We start from the raw sequence: 15576 nt of genomic DNA, 5'->3' as shown, positions 1-15576 counted from the left end.
ACCCAACCACCCAAACACCAACACACCGCCGACGAGGAACTCGCCCTACAACACTGACCACCCAACGACACGAACAACATCCGGGACGGGCCCCACGCCCGTCCCGGACCTCTTCATACCCCCCACCACTCCGCGGCGGCCGGCCGGGGCATCCCGTTCAACACGTGGCGTACTGGCATCGAGCCGCGGACTCTGACGAGACGAGCAAGGCGGGACAAGTCAGCCGCGCACGGACCTTGGATCGGGCATTCGCAAGATGGTTTGACCCACGCGCGGGCGTCGACTGCACCGATGGTTAGAGGCGCTAGACCTGACGCGCAACGATGTTCGCGACCAAGAATCCACCGAAGCCGATCCCATATCCGAGAGCAATTCCAAACGCTCGACGTCCAGGTCGCAACGACAACGAGCAGATGGATATCGCCGAGCCGACTGCAACTGCCAGCAACGGACCGACGGCGACTACCTGCTGGCCGGCGGCCGAGCAGATCAGTTGGCTGTCTGAGTCACCGCAGTTGCCGCTTGAGTACGGGAGAACGAATAGGCTGTACAGCGCGGCGGCGCCGCCCAAGACGATGAGGAGCACAACCGCAGCGACCGCCCCACCGTGACCGCCGGTTTGTCTGTCGCGCGGATTTCCGGCCGCGAAGAGACGTGGCTTTGGCTCGTACATCACAGCGACGTTACCGCTCAAAAGGTGCATCAGGGCGGCCTTCAGCAGGACTGGCACCCTTGCCCTGATCTGCCGCGATTGGCTCAACCCTGGCTGATGCCCCGGGAAGTTCTGCTGGCATGGAGGTGAATGCCTCAGCCGGGCGGCAGGTGGGGCGAAACAACTCTCACACGGCGCCGGTATCCGCGTTGTCGGCCGCTGGTGGTGCGGTAACGGCTGGTACGCCGCCAACGGCGGACACGGCAGCGCGCATCCGCTGCTGGGTGTCGAGCATCCAGGACAGGACCTCTGGCCACCGCTCTCGTTCGGCGATTTTCGGTCCGATAGGCGGACCTCGATGCGACAACTCTTGTTGTTGGGTAGGTCATCGAAGACAAGCTCGTCGCCGAACTCCTTCTCGAGCTCGGCGCGGCGTTGCCTGAGCACCTGCCATCGTGCGGAGTTGACATTTGGATCGGGGTGGCCGAAGTTCAACTGGGAACGGCAGCCGGCCATCGCGTAGGAAACCTCCCATGTTGTGCCGGTGACGCCGGTCGGCATGCTCCACCAGTTCGTCGCTGGTGCGGATGCGTTGGTCCGCCCGCGGGCTTTAGCTTGGGCCTCGAACTCGGACCAGAATTGCCGGTACAGATCCTGGGTCGGCCACACCGCCGTCACGGCGACGGGCTCGAGGCTGGTCAATCTGACCAACGGCGATCGCGCATCCAATGGCCCGACGGCGGGAGGATCCCCGTCGAAGTCTTCCGCTTCGGACACGGGAGGATTTGAGGTCGGCAAGCCTCGTACCGCGTCCTGCATACGGGCAAGGCTACCGAGAGCCCTGCGGTTGACGGCTTCAATTCGAGGGCAACGGTGCATCGAGAGCCTGCCCGCTGAAATCTCATAGCCGGGCGTGTCGAGCCGATGAGGAGTCCTGTGCCGCTGACGCGCAAAGCCGTCGCACTCTGGGCCGCGCGCGGTGCTGTGTCACTTGCCGTCGTCACGGCCGTGGTCCTGGCCGCTCGCCGCAAGCGAGTTGAGGCTTCGCTGGTTGGTTCACCAGAGGTCGTCCGTGAACCCGCGGACGAACCCGTGCCCGCCAGGCTCGGCGTTCACCTATCGCGGCGATGGGTGGCGGCGTCCGTCGTGGTGATCCTGGTTGCCGTGTGCGGCGTTACCGCGTTCCTCTCAACCAGACCCGATGGCTCTGCGTGCATGTCGAGCCCGACGGTGTATCCAGACTCCGCGAACGTTTACGTAGACGGGACGCCGCGCGAGATCCTGGTCGAGGATTTACCCCCGTCCGGGAGATTGCTGACGTTAGGGAATCTGCTGGAACTGGGGCATGCCGCTGAGAGTCGGCACGACGTCTCGGTGCTCGGCGTGGACGATGTCGAGCCGACGGCCAACCTGCGGCCGGCGGATGGCAGGCGGCTCGTGTCGGTGTCGTTGCAGGAACGCAATATGGGGCAGCGGACCATCATTGCGCAGGTGGGTAACTACACCTGGCTGTGCGACGCGGAGGGCACCTGGTATCAGCATGATCTCGCGATGACGCGGATGCTCGCAGGCGACGATCGACTCGAACATCGGGAGAAGGTCGTTCAAAGAGTGGTGTTCCAGATCCGCGCCGACGCCCGACCGGCTCGAGTCCGTACCGCCGCCACCGGGGAGCAGTCGGCCACGAGCGCCGATTGGGAGCTTGATTGAGCGCATACCTAGGGTCTGGTGGCTGCGCTGCTCGTGGCGGGTGCGGCGGAGCAGGTCTAGGTGTGTCGCATCCTGACCGGCGCCGCCGATTGTGAGGCCTTCGGTGGGGTGGCGGGAGATCCCGGGTGCGAACGGTTCTCGGGTCGTAGTGCTACTCGCGGGATCGGATGGCCTGGGACACGTTGCCCTCCTTGACCACGACGCCTCCACTTTGCGGTGTGGTTTTCTGGAATCTACGGTGAGACGGGGCACGAATGTCGTCCGCTGCACGAGGGAGTGCCATGTGCGGAATCGTCGGTTGGGCGGACTTCGACCGGAGTCTTGCCGCGGAGCACGCGACCATTCGCGCGATGACCGCCACGATGGCGCTGCGCGGACCCGATGACGAGGGCGTCTGGCTCGATGAGCGGATCGCGCTCGGGCACCGGCGGCTGGCCGTCATCGACATCCGCGGCGGCGTCCAGCCGATGTCCGTGCAGCGCGACGGCACCGTGGCCGCCGTGCTCACCTACAGCGGTGAGATCTACAACTTCCGTGAGCTGCGCACCGAGCTGCGCGGGTACGGCCAGACGTTCCGCACCGACAGCGACACCGAGGTGGTCCTGCGCGCCTATCTGCAGTGGGGCGACTCGTTCGTCGAGCGGCTACGCGGCATCTTCGCCTTCGGTCTGTGGGACTGCGCGCGTGAGCGGCTGGTCCTGGGCCGCGACCGGATCGGCGTCAAGCCGCTGTACTACCGACGGACCGCGCACGGGGTGCTGTTCGCCTCCGAGCCGAAGGGGATTCTGGCCCATCCCGGCGTGACCACCGAGGTCGACGCGGACGGGCTGCGTGAGTTGCTCACCCACTTCAAGTCGCCCGGCCGGACCCTCTACCGCGGCGTGTCCGACGTACGGCCGGGGCACCTGGTGATCGTGGACCGGGCCGGAGTGCGGAAGCACCGGTATTGGTCGCTGCGCACCCAGGAGCACGCCGACGACCTGGACACCACCGTAAGCACCGTACGGAATCTGCTTGAGGACGCGGTCGTCGAGCAGTTGGTGGCCGACGTACCGCTGTGCACGCTGCTCTCCGGCGGTCTGGACTCCTCGGCGATCACCGCCATCGCCGCCGGCTCGGGAGTGGCCGGGCCGGGAGTGCGGACCTATGCCATCGACTTCGTCGGGCAGACCGAAAACTTCCGGCCCGATGCCGTGCGGGATCAGCCGGACACGCCGTTCGTGCACGACGTGGTGGCGCATGTCGGGAGTCACGGCATCGACCACCGGGACATCATGCTGGACACCGCCATGATGATGGATCCGCTACACCGCACCTCGGTACTGCTCGCCAATGACCTGCCCACGCCGATGGGTGACATGTACCAGTCGTTGTACCTGCTATTCCGGGCGGTACGCGAGCACTCCACGGTGGCCCTGTCCGGAGAGGTCGCCGACGAGGTGTTCGGCGGCTACTGGTGGTTCCACGACCAGGAGGCGGTAGCGGCCGACACGTTCCCGTGGCTTTTTCCCCGCCATCCCGCGGCCGGCGGAGGGAACCCGATCGTCGAGCTGCTCGACCCCGACCTGGCCGCGCTGCTGGACTTGCCCGGTTACCAAACCCACCGTTACCGCGACGCGTTGGCAGAGGTCGAATACCTGCCCGGCGAGGACCCGCCGGAGCGGCGGATGCGCGAGCTGAGCTATCTCGCGCAGACCTGGTGGGTTCCGTTCCTGCTGGACCGCAAGGACCGGATGAGCATGGCGCACGGCCTGGAGGTCAGGGTGCCGTTCGCCGACCACCGGCTCCTGGAGTACGTCTACAACGTACCCTGGTCGATGAAGTCCTTCGATGGCCGGGAGAAGAGCCTGCTTCGCGCGGCCGTCGCGGACCTGCTGCCGGATTCGGTGCTCCAGCGCCGGAAGAGCCCCTATCCATCCACTCAGGACACCCGGTATGAGCAGATGTTGCGCGCCCGGGCGGTCGGGATCCTCACCGATCCGGCGGCGCCCAGCGCCGGGCTGCTCAACGCGAAGCCGCTGCTGGAGCTGTTCGAATCTCCGCTGGAGAGCAGCGGTTTCGGCCCACGGCGGCGGTCGGCCGAACTGGTGGTCGGCCTGGATGACTGGCTGCGTCGCTATCCGGTGCAGTTACGACTGGCCTGAACGCGGCCGCAGATTCCCGAATCGAACACCCAGGGCCGTCACTGGGCCGAAGGCGGCGACTCACGCTTGCTGGGCGGAGATCGCCCGCGCCCAGGGCAGCATCCACCGCTCCAGGCCAACGATCAAGTAGAACAGGCCGGAGCTCCACAGGCCGAGCAGCACCAGGCAGAGAAAAGCGAGTGGAGTCTCGAACTGCGCGGATGCCTTGACGATGGCGCTGCCGAGACCGGAGTTCGGGTTGTTGGTTTCGGCCACGACAGCGCCGATGACCGCGAGCGGCACGGAAAGCTTGAGCCCCACAAAGATCTGCGGCAGGGCCCACGGCACCCGCACCTTGAGGTACGTCTGCCAACGCGAGGCGGCCAACGACGCGGCGAGTTCCCCCAACTCGGCCGGCGTCGAGGCGAGGCCGGACATGGTCGCCACCACCATCGGGAAGAAGCAGATCAGGATGACCAGTACGACCTTCGGCTCGATCTCGAACCCAAGCCAGACGACCAGCAGTGGGGCGAGCCCGACCTTGGGCACGGCGTTGAGTGCCACGAGCACCGGCATGGCCGCCCGTTCGACGCTGCGAAACGTGGCCAGGAGAACGGCGATGACGAACCCGCCGGACATCGCGATACTGAAGCCGATCAGCGTGACCTGAGCGGTCTCCAGCGAGCGGTCCAGTAGGTACTGCCCGCGTCCCGGCTGGCGCAGCGAATCGATAACGTCTAGTGGACTGGGCAGGAAGAGCGGGCTGATCTCGAAGATGGCGGTGACCAGCCACCACAGGCCGAGGTTCACCGTGATCCCGATCAGCGGCAGCGGGACCGCCCACGAGCGCCAGCGCGGGGGACTGCCGGTGCGATCACCCGGGCGGACTGCCGACTTGAAGATCACGTATCGCTCTTGGGGAGGAACCTGGCGTCGGCGATGTCCGCAGGGGCAAGGCCGGGCGGAACGAGGCCGAGTTCGTGCAGCAGGTTGATGCTCTTTGCCATCCGGGCCTCGTCGAAGGTGCCCACCGGAGTGCCGCTGGCAGGCAGGGTGTTCGGCTTGAGGATCGCCAGTTCCTGTGCCGCCTGGTTGGCATCCACCGTGTTGTCGGTCTCCCGCAGGACCTTTCCGATCTCCTCCGGGTTGTTGACCGCGTACTTGACCCCGCGCATGATCGCCTGATTGAAGCGCCGGACCAGATCCGGGTTCTTTTCGATGACGTTCTTGTGGGTCATGATCGTGATGCCGTAAAGGTCGGAGAGGAATTCGCTGTACGGGAACATGAGCACCTTGCGACCGCCGGCCAGCTTCTCCAGGCCGGGCTTGGTAGGCACCTGGGTGACTAGGCCGTCCACCTCATTGGTCGCCAACAGGCTCCCGCTGTTCTGGGTGGTGGCATCGATCCACTTGATCGTCTTCTCGTCGATGCCGGCGAACCTGGCGTACGCCGGGAACAATGCCCGCGGCGCGGCGCCGACGACCGCGCCCAATGTCTTGCCCTGCAGGTCCCGGGGCGAGGTGAAGCCCTTGTCCTCGAAGGTGGCCAACGAGTTGAGGGTGAGCTGGTGCACCACACCGACGATCCGCAGGTCTCGGTCCTGCGGCTTCGCGGCCTTGCCGGCCCGGATGATCGCGCCGGAGGCGTCGATCGAGGCGAACTGGGCTCGTCCGGCCAGCAACTGGCTGTGGTTGTAGTCGCCGGCCTGGCCGTACTGGACGTTGACCTCGATCCCGGCCTCTTCGAAGTAGTTCTTGTGCACCGCGGCGTGGATGTACGCGTCCCGGCCCAGGTTGCCGAACGAAGTGAGGTAGGTGACTTTGTCCACGTTGCCGTTGGACGAGCCGCTCGCGTTCTCCTGGTCGCCCGAACACGCCGCGAGCGTCCCGCCCACGGCGCTGAGACTCATTGCAGCCAAGAAGGTCCGGCGTGAGGTCATCGTCATTGCACCTTCCTTCGCTGCGGGGTGCGTTTCTCGGATCCGAACGACTGCCGGCGTGGGGTACGCGCCACTCTGCGAGTCTTCTCAGCCGACCGGCCGCCATCTGCCGCCGTCGTCCGTCGCGGTGTTTCCAACATCGACTCTTCCCGTGAGTTCGGCGTCCCAGAGTCGCCACATGCATGCCTCAGTAAACCTGGACAGTCGTGTGCAACGTCTACATTGGATGACCCTCCGCGCTCGGGTCAAGACCAGTGCATCGGCTGTCGTTGATCAGTCAGGTCGCCTCGGACATGGACAACAACGTGCGCTGGCCGCGCTCGTGGGTCACCCGGCGTGATGGTGGGCGGGGACGCATAGTGCGCGCCCGTACCGACGAGCGGGTATTGGATCATGCCGGGATCGGTGAGCTGTGCCGGCCGACGCGACCCTGGCAGGATCTCGCCATGGCCACCTACGACGTTGCGTTGGTGCTTCTCGTCGACTCCTCGGGCGCGGTACTCCTGCAGCATCGCGATGATCGGACCTCGGTCTCTCCGAACCAGTGGAGCCTGCCCGGCGGCCATGTCGAGCCAGGCGAGACACCCGAACAAGCAGCGCATCGGGAATTGCTCGAGGAGACGGGCCTGACGGTGGGCGAGCTGCGTCCGCTATGGAGCGGCCCTCGTCCGTACGAGGCGGGCTTCCCACACACGGTGATCGTCCACGTGTTCCGTGGCGCGACCGACGCTTCACCGCAGGACGTGGTGGTCGGCGAAGGGCGCGCGATGGTGTTTGTCCCGCGGGAGAAGCTTCTTGACCTAAACCTGGCCGTGACGACCGCAGCGGTCCTGCCGCTCCATTTCGGGAGCGCTGGAGACGTGCGCTGATCCGCCGCCGACAAGGCGTGGGAGCGGCCACGTCGAGGATGTTGTCAGTCGGCGAGTGCCGCGCGGATGGCGGCACCGAGCGTGGCGACGTCGTCGGGGGTCTGTGCGATGACGCCGTTCTCCGACCTGAGTGCGTGGTATTGCTGCTGACCGTAGGGGGTGCCGGGGGGTAGCGGCGCGACGTGCCGGTGGATGTGCGAGTTGCCCTGCATGCTGCCCAGCGACAGGATGTATGTCCGTTCGGTCGGGACCACGTGGTTGATTGCTACCGCGACGGTGTGCACGACTGCTTGGAGTGCGAGGTACTGCGCCGAGGTAGGGCCGCGGACGACGTCGGCGACGTGCCGGCGAGGTGCGACGAGAGCGTAGCCGCGCGGGGTGGGGTAGCGATTCAGGAAAGCCACGTTTACGCCGTCGTCGTAGAACAGCTCGTGCTCGGCTCCTGGGTCGCCACGCAGCATTGCGCAGATGAAGCAGCCGCCGCAGCGGACTCGCTCGCGTCGTCTGCCGGCACGCCGATCCGCGGGCCCCGCGCGCCGCCCGGTGAGCCGGGTCCATCGGCCGTCGGCACGCCGGCCGGGAGCCGCACCGGCCCGGTGGCGATCAGGCGGCGCAGCGCCGGGCCGAGCGGGCGTTCGACCAGGCGGTGGACCAGCCACGCGACGACCAGCAGCACCAGGATGGCGCCGGCGACGAGCAGCAGCACCGGGAGACCGGTGCGGTCGTAGGCGTACCGGATCATCGTGAAGCCGATGCGCGGATGCAGGAGATAGAGCGGGTACGACACGGCCCCGGCCACGGCCAGCCAGCGCCAGTTCCAGCGGTCGGTGTGCCCGAGCGCGATCGTCAGCAGCACCGCGAACCCGAGCGTGATGATCAGCAGCCCCGGCCCGACCGGCACCGGGAACCCGGGGTTCGCGAACAGCACGCGCTCCCGCACGCGGACCAGGCTGAGCACCCACGACGCGGCGAGCAGCAACCCCAGCGGCAGGGTCATCCCGTGCCGGCGGATCAGGTAGAACGTCATGCCGGCCACGAAGTACGGCGCGAACTGCGGCATGACCAGCTCCGCGAGCGGCACCCCGGCCGGTACGACGACGGAGGCGGCCAGCCAGCCGACGCCCAGCGCGAGCACCCGGCCACGGGTGAGGCCCAGCGCGATCACGACCGTGAACAGCAGGTAGAAACGTAATTCGTACCAGAGCGTCCAGTAGACGGTGTCGACGTAGGGCACGTTCAGCGGTGCGGCGAGCATGGTGAGGTTGACGGCCACGTCACCGCCGGTCAGGCCGTGCGGGAGCGGGACGCCCTCGGTGAGCGGGAACCAGGTCATCACGGCCGTGGTGATCAGCACGCACGCCCAGAACGCCGGGTAGAGCCGGCCGGCCCGGGAGGCGACGAAGGCGCGCGGGCTCCGGTCCCAGCCGCTCATGCAGATGACGAAGCCGCTGATCATGAAGAACACCTCCACGCCGAGGAAGCCGTAGATCAGCACCGAGTTCATTGCCTGCGGCAGATGCGTGCTGGTCGGCCGTACGCCGTCCAGCGACCAGGCCATGCCGAGATGATGGGCGGCCACCACGAGCGCGCACAGCAGCCGCAGCCCGTCCAGGGCCAGCAGGCGGTCCTTCGTCGCAGCCATGAGCGGCCGCCTCCTGTCGGTTCTGCGCAGGGGTCCATCGCCGTGGGTGGCGGAGCCACCGACGGTGCGGAAGGGGGAAACGGTGGGTCAGGCCCGGGCGGGCAGGCGGATGGTGAAGGTGCTGCCGTGGCCGGTGCGGCTGGTCGCGGTGACGGTGCCGCCGTGCGCGTCGGCGAGGTCGCGGACGATGGCCAGGCCGAGGCCGCTGCCGCCGGTGTGCCGGCTGCGGGACCGGTCCGCGCGCCAGAAGCGGGTGAACACGTGCGGCAGGTCGTCCTCGCTGATCCCGTCGCCGGCGTCGACGACCTCGATCACCAGATCGTCGCCGTCGAGGCGCGAGCGGACGGTCACGGTGGCGCCCGGCGGGGAGTGCCGGATCGCGTTGGAGAGCAGGTTGCCGACGGCCTGGCGCATCCGGAGCGGGTCCAGAATCACCTCGGGGTCGCCGACCGGTTCGGTCACGATCGTGACGTCGCCGGAGCGGCTGCGGTGCGCGGCGGCGACCTGGTCGAGCAGCTCGTTGACGTACACCAGCTCCGGGTGCAGGCGCAGCCGCCCGGCGTCGGCCGCGGCGAGGTCGCGCAGGTCGTCGATGATGTGCTGGAGCACGTCGGCCTCATCGGCGAGTAGATCCAGCAGCTCGGGGTCGGGGTCCGCCACACCGTCCCGGGCGGCCTGCAGCCAGGCACGGATGTTGGTCAGCGGCGTGCCGAGCTCGTGCGCGATGTCGTTGACCATCGCCTGCCGCTGCCGTTCCCCGGCCTCCCGGCGCTCGGTCAGGTCGTTGAACGCGGTGGTGAGCCGGCCGATCTCGTCCCGGCCCCGGATCGGCAGGCGGGCCACGCCCTGCTCCGCGGCGCGGGTGAGCGCACGCAGCGGCCGGGACATCCGCACGCCGACCACCAGCGTGATCGCGACGGCGACCGCCAGCACCAGCGCCGAGACGCCGGCGATCCGCATCGTGCTGGCCCGGGAGAGGTCGAAGACCGGACCGGTCACCGATGCCGTGTCGTGGATGTAGAGGATCGCGCGCGGGGCCACGTACGGCCGGAGCTGCATCCGGAGGGCGTCATCGATGCAGGTCCGCGGGTTCGACCCGGCGGGAGCCCGTCCGGTCCAGGTGAAGCCGAGCCGCACGGTGACCGTGCCGCCTCTCAGGCAGGCGTAGGTGAGGGCGGTTAGCTCGTCCAGCGCCCGCCGCTCGGTGGCGGTGGGCACGTCGGCGCCGGACTCGCGCGCGCAGGCGGCCCGCTGAGCGTCCGATGCGTTCTCCGAGTTCAGCGTCGGCCGGCCGCCGTTCTCAGCGGAGAGCCATGCGTCGAGGTCCTTGTCGCGCAGGCACGACTCTGCCGCCTGCATGCGCTCGTAGACGGTCTCCAATTCGGCCTGGGTGAGCCGGTACGGACCGACCGCGCGCCAGTCGATACCGCGCACGGCCGGTTCGGGGGAGAGGTAGCCCTCGAGGTAGAGCGGGTCGACCAGCGCCGACCGCCGGGCCGGCCGGGCCGTCGACGTCTCCGAGCCGGCCAGGTACTCGCCCTCCGGATCGGACAGCGAGATCGGCCGGCTGGTCCGCGTGGCGAGTTCGACGAGCAGCGGCCGCACCTCGGACCAGTCGGTGTGCGTCGCGGCGTAGGCGACCAGCTCGTCGTAGATCATCCGCTCGTCCGCGGAGGGCCACTGGTCCTGCGCCTGCACGATCGCGCGCGTGGTGCTCTGCGCCGCGAGCCACGCGGTGGCCGTCACGGCGCACAGCATGACCACCAGCGAGAGGGCCAGCAGCCGCGCGACCAGGCTGCGGTGCAGCGGGACGCGCTTCACCGCGACCCGTCCGTGAGCTTGTAGCCGACGCCGTAGACGGTCAGCAGGTAGGCCGGGCGGCGCGGATTCGGCTCGATCTTGCGGCGCAGCCTCACGACGTGCATGTCGACGGTACGGTCGGTGGCCGCGGCCTCGAAGCCACGGGTCCGCTCCAGCAGCTGCGCGCGGGTGAACACCCGGTCCGGCGCGGCGGCCATCGCGGCCAGGATCTCGAACTCACCGGGCGTACAGTCCACGCGGCGCCCGCCGCTGGTCACGTGCCGGTCCCGGATGTCGACCACGATCTCGCCGACGCTCAGCGCGGCATCCGGCTCGGCCGGCGCCCACTGGTTGCGGCGCAGCATCGTGCGGACCCGCGCCATCAACTCCCGCGGGTTGTAGGGCTTGATCAGGTAGTCGTCCGCACCCACGTCCAGTCCGCGCAGCAGGTCGTCCTCGTCGCGCCGGGCGGTCAGCATCAGCACCGGCACGTTGCTCTCCCGGCGCAGCACCCGGCAGACCTCGACGCCGTTCAGCTGCGGCATCATCACGTCCAGAATGACAAGGTCTGGCGGGGTCAGCCGAACCTGCTCGATCGCATCCCGGCCGCCGTGCACGACCGAGGCGCGATACCCGCTCGCCTCCAGGTACCGCCGGACCACCTCGGCCTGCCGGGCGTCATCCTCAGCGACCAGTACATGAGCACGCACAGCAGCGACTATAGGGAGCCGGGACCCGCCAGCAGCCGATCATGACAATGCCGATACAACCGGCCTGCGCCCAGGTGAGGAAGAATCAGGTCACGCAGTCAGTGCCGAGGCGGAGACCGGGCCGAGCCGCTCCCGTCACCTCCTCCGGACATGCCGTCGCCATGGAACGGATCTTCGCCGGTGCCATGGACGCTCGAACCGTTCGCCGCTGAGGCGGGCGATGTCGGTCCTGCCTTGTTTCGGCGTCGGTGACCGAATCGGCAGCAGCCCGCACCTACCTCAGACGCTGGTGCACAGCCGCCAATAGCAGCCCTATGGGTGGCATGCCGCCCTCCCGGAACGAGAGCAGAGCGATCAAGCGGTGCGCGCCGGCGTGGTGATCGGTCCAGAAGCCGTGCACGGTGACGCCGAACGTGGGCAGGCACATGGTCGGCTTCCGCTACGCCCCGGTGGCGGCTGTCCTGGCGGACTCGATCGCCGACGTGAAATCGGGGTTGACCCCGATCTGGGCGAGCATCACGATCGTCCCGTTGTAGCAGTTGAACCTCTCGACTTTTCCGTCACGGAGATACCAGAAATCCGCCGCCGGCATGTCGATGCGGTTTCCGGTCGGCGGGATCACGCCGACCGGGGTCGGGAATCCGCCGAGATGTGTGCCCTGAATTCGCAGCTCGACGGCAACAACATCACCGAAGGTATGCACGGCGAGCAACTCCCGGTGAATGTCGGGAAAGATGCTGGTGAAGTCCGTCAGCGCCTGGGGAATCTGGTCTCCGCGGAAGGTTTGCCTATTCGGTACGTCGTTGAACGTCCCGTCTTCGGTAAACAGGGCGCGGAAACCAGCTCCGTCGAGGACGGGCCCCTCTGCCAGCCGGTATGCCGCACGAACAACTTCCTCGTTGCTTCTCACAGCCGCTCTCCTTGATGCCTGGTGTCGCTCCGGAAAATAGGTTGCTGTCGCCCAGCGAGGATCAGGTGACGACGCCCGACGTGGTCTCACCGATGCGCGCTTCAACGAAGCTAACAGGTTTTTGACCATATGGTCAATAACGTAAGCTTGCTCACATGCCTCGTCCCCGCAAGTTCCGCGAGAGTGATGTCGTCAGCAGCGCCAGTGAGGTGTTCGCCGTGCACGGCCTTGCCGCGGCGACACTGGACGATCTGGTGCGGGCGACCGGGCTGGGGAAACAGAGCTTGTACAACGCGTTCGGCGGGAAGCGGGAATTGTTTCTACGGGCGCTCTCCGAGGACCGGGAGGAGGCGACGCGCGCCGTATCGGAAGCGCTCGGACACGACGACGCTTCGCCGCTGGAGCGGATCCGGGGTCACCTGCTCCGGATGGCGATCGAGTTCAGCAGCGGTGACCGGCGGGTCTCGCTCACCACGCGTGCTCTGGTCGAATCGACCGGTGCGGAGGACCCGCTTTCCACGGCCACGAAGGCCGGCATCGAACAGCTCGCCGGGGTCTACGCTCAGTGCCTGGAACACGCGCGGGAGAACGGGGATCTGCCCGCGGACGCGAGCGTGCAATCGCTGGCGGTCTACTTCGTCGCCGTCACCCGGGGGATGGAGTTGCTCGGCCGCGCCGGTGTCGGTCGCGGCGTTCTCACCGCGGTCGCGCTCGACGCGCTTCGCGTGCTCCACGGTCAGCGGATGGAAGCGGCGAACGGCAACCATGTGCCGACCGAATCCGCCGGACCGGACTCCTAGCGGACTCGACCGGACACCGTGCCCGGGATGGCGGACCCGCCGCCGAGGACGCGCTGGAGACCGACGACGGACAGGCAATCACCGAATGCTCAACTCGTCGAGATCGACGGAAACGTGGTCGGTGAGCAGCGTGCGGTATGCGCCGACCACGTCATCGAGAAGCTTGCGGTGCTGGAGATCCATGATCGCGTTGACGGTGCGGATCTCGGCGGCCACGACTCCGTCGGATGCGCGGGTCAGTGTCTGCAGCACGTTCACGGTTCTCGGTTCTGGATAAAGGAACCGGGTCAGGACGTCGACGTCGTCACCGATCACCAGTTCCTTCCGGTAGCGCACCGTGGTCTCGAGGTCGACCGGTCCCAGCCGGCGCGCGGCGAGCGCTCTGGGGTCGAGGCCGCTGTGCAGGAGCGTCAGCCACCGCGCGTGGACGCCGTAGTCCAGGTACCTCGAGTTGCGCACATGGCCGTTGGTGTCGGTGTCGTCGGTCCGGACGTTGATGCGGACGGTGTGGGCCATGAGCTTGGCATTCCTTCAGGTGGACGGGCGATACGCCAACGATGATCCGGGCGGACCGGCGTCACCGCACAGCGCGGCGGCCTTTGGTGCACCGAGGACGGCGCGATCAACCCGGCGGAGTCCGCAAGCGGCTCATCGCCGATCACCTCGCCGGCTTGCCGCCGACCCGCTCCGGCAAGAACGGGTGCAGCCAGGACTGCCCGCTCGGGTGGCGTCGACGGAGCTGTTGATACCCGCTGAGTTCCGGATCGTGTTGCGAGGTGGCGCGAGATCACCGCGCCTCCTCGACGAAAGGAGCTGTCCGGATGGGTTCAGGAAAGCGGCGCCTGCTCGGTTTGACGACGGTTGGTGTGGCGCTTGCGTCGGTCGCCGTGGTCGCGGTGGCGGACGCGGGAACGTCTGCCCGGTCCGACCGCACCAGCCGGGTGGAGAGCGCCCGGGTCGATTCGGTGCCCACGCCGGTGTTGCGGTGGCAGCCCTGCAACGAGTCCGCGGAGTGTGCGACCGTGGCGCTGCCGGTGGACTACGACCAGCCGCGCGGTTCGACCGTCGACGTGGCGGTCCTGCGAGTCAAGGCCAAGGATCAGGAACGTCGGATCGGCAGTCTCTTCGTCAATCCCGGCGGTCCTAGTCTGCCCGCCAGGGATTTCGCGCTGGAGATGGCAGAGTCGCTCGGTGCTGAGGTGCTGAACCGCTTCGACATCGTCGGGTTCGACCCGCGCGGTGTCGGCGCGAGCAGGTGTTGCGGCGCGCGGTCGGCGACGCGAAGCTGAACTATCTGGGCCGTAGTTACGGCAGCGTGCTGGGACAGTTCTACGCCAACATGTTCCCGGACCGGTTCCGGGTCGTGGCCGTCGAGGGCGTTCTCGATCCGCAGGCCTGGGTGGGCGGTAACACCAGGCAAAGCCTGCGGGAGCGGCTGCGCTCGGGTGAGGCCAGCCATCGCTCGCTGACCGAACTGCTCAAGCGCTGCGACACAGCCGGCGAGACGCGCTGTGTGCTGGCGGCCGGGCACCCGGCGCAGAGGTTCGACGCGACCGCGAAACGGCTGCGGGCCACGCCGTTGGAACTCGCCGGCGACGGTGGCAGGCGGACGTTCACGTACGCGGATTTCGTCAACATGGTCATCGACGCGCTGCTCGCCGAGGACGTCGCCGACACCGCCCGCTTCATCGCCGAGGTCGAGACGGCGGTCACCGGCGGTTCGGCGGAGGCGCTCGTCCGGCGGCTGGAGGACGCCGAGGCTGCCGCCGGCGAGGAGGGCGGGGAAGCCGAGTACGACCACGGGTTCGACGCTTTCAGTTCGGTACTGTGCACCGACGGACTCCACCTGGACGACGTCGCCGCCTACGCCGCCTCGGCCACGCGCGCCGAGCGGACGGCACCGCACTTCGGGCGGCTCTGGGCGTGGAACGAGCCGCAGTGTGGTCGCAGCACCTGGACCGTTCGTGACGAGGACGCCTACACCGGGCCGTTCAACCGCAGGACCGCCGCCGGGGTCCTGATGGTGGGCTCGTTGCGGGATCCGCTGACGAACTTCGACGGGGTCGTGGCGGCGAACCGGCGGCTGCCGAACTCCGCTCTGCTCTCCAGCGACCAGTGGAGTCATGTCGCCTACGGCACCGGGCCGTGCGTGACCACGGCGGTCGACAGGTACCTGCTGACCGGCAGGCTGCCGGCCGACGGCAGGGTCTGCACCGACGTGCCGCCGCCCTTCACCGAACCGCTGGACGCCGCGGACACGTCCGCCGGAACGGCCGCCACGAACGATCCCGCAGGGCCGGACCCGCGGCGCGCGTCGACCCTTTCGCGCGTGCCGCGAACCGGCTGACACCGGCGGTGCGGGCGCTCGGTCCCACCGCCCGCACCGCCCCGCGGGCCATTGCGTAAGGCCGTCCCCGAGG

Annotated in this window: 15 protein-coding genes; 6 read left to right on the top strand and 9 right to left on the bottom strand. The window is 68.1% G+C overall.

From position 1 onward, the window contains the following. Positions 1 to 304 precede the first annotated feature (304 nt). Positions 305 to 1429 carry a DUF4268 domain-containing protein gene (locus LDL48_RS37130; RefSeq protein ID WP_225259846.1) on the bottom strand — a complete coding sequence of 375 codons (1125 nt, stop codon included), beginning with the start codon at positions 1427 to 1429 and terminating at the stop codon, positions 305 to 307. Positions 1430 to 1588: 159 nt separating this feature from the next. On the opposite strand from LDL48_RS37130, the gene LDL48_RS37125 reads away from it, so the two are divergent. Together LDL48_RS37125 and asnB are read left to right on the top strand one after the other, a co-directional pair. After that, complete coding sequence (locus LDL48_RS37125) at positions 1589 to 2362, top strand: hypothetical protein (RefSeq protein ID WP_225259845.1); 774 nt, start codon at positions 1589 to 1591, stop codon at positions 2360 to 2362. Positions 2363 to 2616: 254 nt separating this feature from the next. Next, entirely contained in the window at positions 2617 to 4506 is a 1890-nt protein-coding gene (gene asnB, locus LDL48_RS37120; protein ID WP_308016541.1) for an asparagine synthase (glutamine-hydrolyzing), read from the top strand. 60 nt (positions 4507 to 4566) lie between these two features. On the opposite strand, the gene LDL48_RS37115 is transcribed toward asnB, so the two are convergent. Together LDL48_RS37115 and LDL48_RS37110 are read right to left on the bottom strand one after the other, a co-directional pair. Continuing rightward, positions 4567 to 5391, bottom strand: coding sequence for an ABC transporter permease (locus LDL48_RS37115; RefSeq protein ID WP_225259843.1), 825 nt, complete (start codon positions 5389 to 5391; stop codon positions 4567 to 4569). Beyond that, positions 5388 to 6395 (bottom strand): ABC transporter substrate-binding protein, encoded by a 1008-nt coding sequence (locus tag LDL48_RS37110; protein ID WP_225259842.1) that lies wholly within the window; start codon positions 6393 to 6395, stop codon positions 5388 to 5390. Before LDL48_RS37110 ends, LDL48_RS37115 begins: the two co-directional genes overlap by 4 nt. Positions 6396 to 6871: 476 nt before the next feature. Between LDL48_RS37110 and LDL48_RS37105 the strand changes: the two genes are divergently transcribed. After that, the gene (locus LDL48_RS37105) at positions 6872 to 7294 is read left to right on the top strand and encodes an NUDIX hydrolase (RefSeq protein ID WP_225259848.1); all 423 of its coding nucleotides are present in this window, start codon (positions 6872 to 6874) and stop codon (positions 7292 to 7294) included. Between the two features lie 44 nt (positions 7295 to 7338). Here the strand turns inward: LDL48_RS37105 and LDL48_RS37100 are convergent, their stop codons facing one another. From LDL48_RS37100 to LDL48_RS37080, 5 genes are all read right to left on the bottom strand, one after another. Continuing rightward, positions 7339 to 7698, bottom strand: coding sequence for an HIT family protein (locus LDL48_RS37100; protein WP_225259841.1), 360 nt, complete (start codon positions 7696 to 7698; stop codon positions 7339 to 7341). Between the two features lie 2 nt (positions 7699 to 7700). Beyond that, positions 7701 to 8936: an acyltransferase family protein gene (locus tag LDL48_RS37095; RefSeq protein WP_225259840.1), complete on the bottom strand. Its 1236-nt coding sequence runs from the start codon at positions 8934 to 8936 to the stop codon at positions 7701 to 7703. Between the two features lie 87 nt (positions 8937 to 9023). After that, positions 9024 to 10757 carry a sensor histidine kinase gene (locus LDL48_RS37090; RefSeq protein WP_225259839.1) on the bottom strand — a complete coding sequence of 578 codons (1734 nt, stop codon included), beginning with the start codon at positions 10755 to 10757 and terminating at the stop codon, positions 9024 to 9026. Continuing rightward, positions 10754 to 11446 (bottom strand): response regulator, encoded by a 693-nt coding sequence (locus LDL48_RS37085; protein WP_225259838.1) that lies wholly within the window; start codon positions 11444 to 11446, stop codon positions 10754 to 10756. Before LDL48_RS37085 ends, LDL48_RS37090 begins: the two co-directional genes overlap by 4 nt. 439 nt (positions 11447 to 11885) lie before the next feature. Next, positions 11886 to 12356: an ester cyclase gene (locus LDL48_RS37080; protein WP_225259837.1), complete on the bottom strand. Its 471-nt coding sequence runs from the start codon at positions 12354 to 12356 to the stop codon at positions 11886 to 11888. A gap of 155 nt (positions 12357 to 12511) precedes the next feature. Between LDL48_RS37080 and LDL48_RS37075 the strand changes: the two genes are divergently transcribed. Then, positions 12512 to 13156 carry a TetR/AcrR family transcriptional regulator gene (locus LDL48_RS37075; RefSeq protein WP_225259836.1) on the top strand — a complete coding sequence of 215 codons (645 nt, stop codon included), beginning with the start codon at positions 12512 to 12514 and terminating at the stop codon, positions 13154 to 13156. Between the two features lie 78 nt (positions 13157 to 13234). On the opposite strand, the gene LDL48_RS37070 is transcribed toward LDL48_RS37075, so the two are convergent. After that, positions 13235 to 13672: an acyl-CoA thioesterase gene (locus tag LDL48_RS37070; RefSeq protein WP_225259835.1), complete on the bottom strand. Its 438-nt coding sequence runs from the start codon at positions 13670 to 13672 to the stop codon at positions 13235 to 13237. A gap of 305 nt (positions 13673 to 13977) precedes the next feature. Between LDL48_RS37070 and LDL48_RS37065 the strand changes: the two genes are divergently transcribed. Next, positions 13978 to 14445 (top strand): hypothetical protein, encoded by a 468-nt coding sequence (locus LDL48_RS37065; protein ID WP_225259834.1) that lies wholly within the window; start codon positions 13978 to 13980, stop codon positions 14443 to 14445. Continuing rightward, positions 14415 to 15503: an alpha/beta hydrolase gene (locus tag LDL48_RS37060; protein WP_225259833.1), complete on the top strand. Its 1089-nt coding sequence runs from the start codon at positions 14415 to 14417 to the stop codon at positions 15501 to 15503. Before LDL48_RS37065 ends, LDL48_RS37060 begins: the two co-directional genes overlap by 31 nt. Positions 15504 to 15576: the final 73 nt, after the last annotated feature.

Origin of the sequence: Jidongwangia harbinensis (genome assembly GCF_020216025.1) — a bacterium.
Classification (GTDB): Bacteria; Actinomycetota; Actinomycetes; order Mycobacteriales; family Micromonosporaceae; genus Actinoplanes; species Actinoplanes harbinensis.
The sequence above is the reverse complement of the archived record's forward strand: the minus strand, read 5'-3'. Positions and strand labels throughout refer to the sequence as shown.